Below are 3,473 nucleotides of genomic sequence, written 5' to 3' on the forward strand. Positions count from 1 at the left end.
CGCCGCACCGCACACACCCGGGCCGGCGCCCCCCGGGGCCCGCCCCGAGCCGCCCGCCGGAGTGCGCCGCGTGCGGCAGCGTCGGCTCGGGCCGCCGCGCCGGACGGGAAAACCGGTCAGCCGCGCACGTCCGGTGGGCGTGGCTGGTGTCCCACCGGTCCGCCGCGCGCGCCCGGGCGGCAACCGTCCGCGGAGCGGCCCGCACCGCCCGACCGGCGGCCCGCTCCTGAGCCGCCCTGCCAGGGGGCGCCGCCGCCCAGCAAGCGGTCGGTCCACCGCGGGCGAGCAGCCGCGCGCGGAGCCGTCCGCGTGCCCTCCGGTTAGGCTCTGGCCAGGACGGGTCCGAGTCGGGACGTACGCAAGGGGAGGTCACGGACATGACGCCGGGGCGCAGGAGCAGCACCTTCACCCGTCTGCTGCGGCACGGCTTCACCGACCCCTCCGCCGCCGAGCGCCTTCTCGACGGCCCCGAACTGGCGCCCGTGCGCGACGATCCCGTCCTCCTGGAGGCCCTCGGCGCCACCGCCGACCCCGACCTCGCGCTGGACGGCCTGGTCCGCCTCCTGGAGGCCCAGCCCGGCCCCACCGCCCACCGCGAACTGCTGGACACCCTCATCGCGGCCAAGCCGCTGCGCGACCGTCTCCTCGGGATCCTCGGCGCCTCCGCCGCCCTGGCCGACCACCTGGCCCGCCACCCCGGCGACTGGCACGCCCTGGTCACCTACGAGCCGCACGACCTCCACCCCGGCGTCGCGGAGTTCGAACGCGGCCTGGCCGGGGCCACCGACCCGGTCTCCCTGCGCGTCGCCTACCGCCGCTGCCTGCTGTCCATCGCCGCCCGCGACGTCTGCGGCACCACGGACGTCGCCGAGACCGCCGCGGAACTGGCCGACCTGGCCACCGCCACCCTGCGCGCCGCCCTGTCCCTGGCCGGACGTGCCGCCCCCGAGGACGCCGCAGCCTGCCGTCTCGCGGTGATCGCGATGGGCAAGTGCGGCGGCCACGAGCTGAACTACGTCTCCGACGTGGACGTGATCTTCGTGGCGGAACCGGTCGAGGGCGTCGAGGAGCACCAGGCCCTGCGGTCCGCCACGAGACTCGCCTCCCATCTCATGCGGATCTGCTCCGAGTCGACCGTCGAGGGCTCCATCTGGCCGGTGGACGCCAACCTCCGCCCCGAGGGCCGCAACGGCCCCCTGGTGCGCACCCTCAGCAGCCACCTCGCCTACTACCAACGCTGGGCGAAGACCTGGGAGTTCCAGGCCCTGCTCAAGGCCCGCCCGGTGGCCGGGGACGCCGCCCTGGGCGAGGCGTACGTCGACGCCCTCGAACCCCTGGTGTGGAAGGCGGCCGAGCGCGAGAACTTCGTGGCGGACGTCCAGAAGATGCGCCGCCGCGTGGTCGAGAACATCCCCGCCGCCGAGATCGACAGGGAACTCAAGCTGGGCCCCGGCGGCCTGCGCGACGTCGAGTTCGCCGTCCAGCTCCTGCAGCTGGTGCACGGCCGCACCGACCCGAGCCTGCGCAGCGGCACCACGCTGGACGCCCTCCAGGCGCTGGCCGCCGGCGGCTACGTCGGCCGCGAGGACGCCGCCCGCCTGGACGAGGCGTACCGCTTCCTGCGCTCCATGGAGCACCGGATCCAGCTGTACCGGCTGCGCCGCACCCACCTGGTTCCCGAGTCCGAGCCGGACCGGCGCCGCCTCGGCCGTTCCCTGGGCCTGCGCGCCGACCCGGCGGCCGAGCTGAACCGCGAGTGGAAGCGGCACACCGGCGTCGTACGCCGGCTGCACGAGAAGCTGTTCTACCGCCCGCTGCTCGACGCGGTCGCCCAGCTCGCCCCCGGCGAGGCCCGGCTGCGCCCGGAGGCGGCCCGCGCCCGGCTGGAGGCGCTGGGCTACGCCGACCCGGCCGCCGCGCTGCGCCACCTGGAGGCCCTGGCCTCCGGCGTGACCCGCAAGGCGGCGATCCAGCGCACCCTGCTCCCGGTCCTGCTCGGCTGGTTCGCCGACTCCGCCGACCCGGACGCCGGCCTGCTGAACTTCCGCAAGGTCTCCGACGCGCTCGGCAAGACCCCCTGGTACCTGCGGCTGCTGCGCGACGAGGGCGCGGCGGCCGAGAACCTGGCCCGTGTGCTGTCGGCGGGCCGCCTCGCCCCCGACCTGCTGATGCGCGCCCCCGAGGCGGTCGCCCTCCTCGGCGACGGCACCGGCACCGGCCCGACGGCCGTCGGCGGCGGCCTCTTCCCGCGCGACCGCGCCCAGCTGGAGCAGGAGATCCTGGCGGCCGTGGGCCGCGCCGGGAGCGCGGGGCAGGGCGTCACCGCGGCCCGTGGCGTCCGCCGCCGCGAGCTGTTCCGCACCGCCGCCGCCGACATCATCGGCTCCTACGGCACCGAGACCAGCCCCGCCGAGGCCGACCAGGGCGCCCTGGTGGACCGGGTCGGCGCGGCCGTCTCCGACCTGACCGCGGCCACCCTCGCCGGCACCCTGCGCGCGGTCGTCCGTGACGGCTGGGGCGACACCCTGCCCACCCGGTTCGCGATCATCGGGATGGGCCGCTTCGGCGGGCACGAGCTGGGCTACGGCTCCGACGCGGACGTGCTGTTCGTGCACGAACCGCAGGACGGTGTCGACGAGCACGAGGCGGCCGCGGCGGCGAACAGGGTCGTCGCCGAGATGCGCCGTCTGCTCCAGCTGCCCAGCGCCGACCCGCCGCTGCTCATCGACGCCGGCCTGCGCCCGGAGGGCAAGTCGGGCCCGCTGGTGCGCACCCTGAAGTCGTACGAGGCGTACTACCGCCGCTGGTCCCTGGTCTGGGAGTCACAGGCGCTGCTGCGCGCCGAGCCGGTCGCCGGCGACGCGGACCTGGCCCGGCGGTTCATGGAGCTGATCGACCCGCTGCGCTACCCGGCGAAGGGCCTCGGCGAGGACGCGGTCCGCGAGATCCGCCGGCTGAAGGCCCGCATGGAGTCCGAGCGGCTGCCCCGCGGCGCCGACCCCAAGCTGCACACCAAGCTCGGCCCCGGCGGCCTGTCCGACGTCGAGTGGACCGTGCAGCTGCTCCAGCTCCGGCACGGCCACCACGTGCCCGGCCTGCGCACCACCCGCACCCGGCGGGCGCTGGCCGCCGCCCGCGAGGCCGGACTGCTGACCGCGGAGGACACCGAGACCCTGGACGAGGCGTGGGTGCTGGCCACCCGGGTGCGCAACGCGGTGATGCTGGTCCGCGGCCGGGCCGGGGACACCTTCCCGACCGAGCCGCGCGAGCTGGCCGCCGTCGGCCGCTACCTGGGCCACGGGGCCGGGCACGCCGGGGACATGCTGGACGCCTACCGCCGTACCGCCCGCCGGGCGCGCACGGTGGTGGAGGAGCTGTTCTACGACGACAGGGCCTGAGCCGGCGCGGGCGGCCGGGCCGGCACCACCCGGGGCAGCGCGTGCGGCAGGCTGCCGTACCACGCGCGGGCCACC

Annotated in this window: 1 protein-coding gene; it reads left to right on the plus strand. The window is 76.7% G+C overall.

What is annotated here, in order from left to right:
- Positions 1 to 377 precede the first annotated feature (377 nt).
- A complete protein-coding gene (locus IE312_RS29230) occupies positions 378 to 3,398 on the plus strand; it encodes a bifunctional [glutamine synthetase] adenylyltransferase/[glutamine synthetase]-adenylyl-L-tyrosine phosphorylase (protein WP_189985299.1) in 3,021 nt (1,006 codons plus the stop codon).
- Positions 3,399 to 3,473 lie beyond the last annotated feature (75 nt).

Source organism: Streptomyces capoamus (assembly GCF_014654935.1).
Lineage (GTDB): Bacteria > Actinomycetota > Actinomycetes > Streptomycetales > Streptomycetaceae > Streptomyces > Streptomyces capoamus.